The following is a 2,549-nucleotide window of genomic DNA, read 5'->3' as shown; positions in this document are numbered from 1 at the left end:
CTCCGATGCCCAGCTGCCGCATCTGGAGGACGGCCCGCACGTGGGATTCGCCGCGGACCTGCCGGATCTGCCCGTGTACGGTGCAGGGGCAGGAATCTACTCCGAGGCCGTCAAAGCGGTCGCGGAATTCAGCACCCGCCAGCCGGAGGCCCTCTCGCTCGGCCAGTTCGCACTCGCCCGGCTCTCCGCGGGGGAACAGCTCCTGGACTCCACCCCCCTGTATCTGCGCGAATCCGACGCCCAGGTGCCCGGACCCCGGAAGCGTGCCCTGTGAGCGCGGAGCGAGCCGTCCGGCTGCCCGGCGGAGTCACCCTGCGGGACATGGACGCCGCGGACATCCCCGCCATCCACGCCCTGGAACTCCGGCTCTTTCCCGTGGATGCCTGGCCGCTGCAGATGTTCCACGACGAGCTGGCGCAGGTGGATACCCGCCGCTACCTCGTGGCGGAGACCCACGGCGGGATCGGCCGTCCAGACGATCGCCGTGGTGCCCGAGCAGGAAGGCAAGGGCATCGGCTCTGCCCTGCTCACCGAGCTGATCGCGGAACGCCGGCGCCGGAACGCCCAGGATGTGCTGCTCGAGGTCAGGGCGGACAACCCCCGGGCCCAGCAGCTTTACCTGCGCTTCGGCTTCGAACAGATCCACATCCGGCCCCGCTACTACCGGGACGGCGTCGACGCCCTGATCATGCGGCTCCAGCTGCCCCGCGAACCGCTCAGCCCCCAGCCAACGGAAGCAGGCCGACCATGAACCGCACCCAGCCGCTCGTGCTCGGCATCGAGTCTTCCTGCGACGAAACCGGCGTCGGCATCGTCCGGGGGACCACCCTGCTGACGAACACCGTCTCGTCCTCCATGGACGAACACGTCCGCTTCGGCGGCGTGATCCCCGAGATCGCCTCCCGCGCCCACCTCGAAGCGTTCGTCCCCACCCTCGAGGAGGCCCTCGCGGAGGCGGGAGTGACGCTCGCGGACATCGACGCGATCGCCGTCACCTCCGGGCCGGGCCTGGCAGGTGCCCTCATGGTGGGAGTGTGCGCGGCCAAGGCGCTCGCCGTCGCCACCGGCAAACCGCTCTACGCCATCAACCACCTGGTGGCGCATGTCGGCGTCGGGCTCCTGCAGCAGGGCGCCGGCGCGCCGTCGCCGCAAACAACGCCGCACGCCCTGCCGGAGAATATGGGCGCGCTCCTGGTCTCCGGCGGCCACACCGAGATCCTGCGGATCCGGAGCATCACGGACGACGTCGAGCTGCTGGGCTCCACGATCGATGACGCCGCCGGCGAAGCGTATGACAAGGTGGCGCGGCTCCTGGGCCTGGGCTACCCGGGCGGTCCGGCCATCGACAAGCTCGCGCGCACGGGCAACGCCAAAGCCATCCGGTTCCCGCGCGGGCTCACCCAGCCCAAGTACATGGGGACCGCCGAGGAGCCCGGGCCGCACCGCTACGACTGGTCCTTCAGCGGGCTCAAGACCGCCGTCGCCCGCTGCGTGGAGCAGTTCGAGGCCCGCGGCGAGGAGGTGCCCGTGGCGGACATCGCCGCGGCCTTCCAGGAAGCCGTGGTGGATGTCATTACCGCCAAGGCAGTGCTCGCCTGCCGCGAAAACGGCATCACGGAGGTCCTCCTGGGTGGCGGGGTCGCCGCCAACTCGCGGCTGCGCCAGCTCACCGAACAACGCTGCAGTGCGGCCGGCATCCGGCTGACGGTGCCGCCGCTGCCGCTGTGCACGGACAACGGCGCCATGGTGGCCGCGCTTGGGGCGCAACTGGTGATGGCCGGCGTGAAACCGAGCGGGATCGGCTTTGCGCCGGATTCCTCAATGCCGGTCACGACCGTCTCCGCCTGAGGCCACAGCCTGAGGCTTCGTCCGCGTGGAGCTAGACGGCCTGGGGCTTCGGCCGCCTGCGTGGCGGCTGTTGGGCGCCGGAGCTAGGCGTCCGGGCCCTGGCGCATCTGCTTGACCAGGTCCAGGACGACGGCGCGCAGGTCCCCGCCGTGCTCGGCGGCGACCCGGCGCTGCCGCTGGTAGCCGGCGCCGCGCTCGATGATCTTCTCGACGTCGGCCAGTTCGGCGCTGCAGCCCAGCTTCGCCGCCACAGGCTCAAGCCGCTTGAGCGTCTCGCGCAGGTGCTCTGTTACGAGCTGCTCGTTGCCGTCGGCGTCGAGGATGATGATCGCGTCCAGGCCATACCGGGCCGCGCGCCACTTGTTTTCCTGCACATGCCATGGGGGCATCGTGGGAATGGTGCCGCCGTTTTCCAGCGTGGTGGAAAACTCGTCGACAAGGCACTGCGTCAGCGCCGCGATCGCCCCAACGTCCTCGAGGGTCGCCAGGCCGTCGCAAATGCGCATCTCGATGGTGCCAAGCGCCGGAACGGGGCGGATGTCCCACCGGATCTCGGAGAGCGTGTCAATCACGCCGGTGGTGAACATGTCCTGGACGTAGGACTCGTAGTCCTCCCAGCTGGCGAACTGGAACGGCAGCCCGGCGGTGGGCAGCTGCTGGAACATTAGGGCACGGTGCGAGGCGTATCCGGTGTCCTCGCC

Annotated in this window: 2 protein-coding genes and 2 pseudogenes; 3 read left to right on the top strand and 1 reads right to left on the bottom strand. The window is 70.0% G+C overall.

Annotation, left to right across the window (positions count from 1 at the left end; translation table 11 throughout):
* The 3 genes and pseudogenes from LQV45_RS25370 to tsaD form a co-directional block, all read left to right on the top strand.
* Positions 1-274: pseudogene (locus LQV45_RS25370) on the top strand (tRNA (adenosine(37)-N6)-threonylcarbamoyltransferase complex dimerization subunit type 1 TsaB); the annotation flags it as partial.
* A gap of 47 nt (positions 275-321) precedes the next feature.
* A pseudogene (gene rimI / locus LQV45_RS25365) lies at positions 322-751 on the top strand (ribosomal protein S18-alanine N-acetyltransferase).
* On the top strand, positions 748-1,848 hold the full coding sequence (tsaD, locus tag LQV45_RS25360) for a tRNA (adenosine(37)-N6)-threonylcarbamoyltransferase complex transferase subunit TsaD (RefSeq protein ID WP_230009390.1): 1,101 nt from the start codon (positions 748-750) through the stop codon (positions 1,846-1,848). The pseudogene rimI and the gene tsaD overlap by 4 nt, the downstream one beginning before the upstream one ends.
* Before the next feature lie 83 nt (positions 1,849-1,931).
* On the opposite strand, the gene LQV45_RS25355 is transcribed toward tsaD, so the two are convergent.
* A partial coding sequence (locus LQV45_RS25355) for a glutamate-cysteine ligase family protein (RefSeq protein ID WP_230009388.1) occupies positions 1,932-2,549 on the bottom strand: 618 nt, incomplete at its 5' end.

This window comes from Microbacterium sp. Bi128, from assembly GCF_918698205.1.
The sequence above is the reverse complement of the archived record's forward strand: the minus strand, read 5'-3'. Positions and strand labels throughout refer to the sequence as shown.

Bases quoted from the DNA above. Each gene is read 5' to 3' on its own strand.
- tsaD (WP_230009390.1), top strand. From the start codon at position 748: ATGAACCGCACCCAGCCGCTCGTGCTCGGCATCGAGTCTTCCTGCGAC.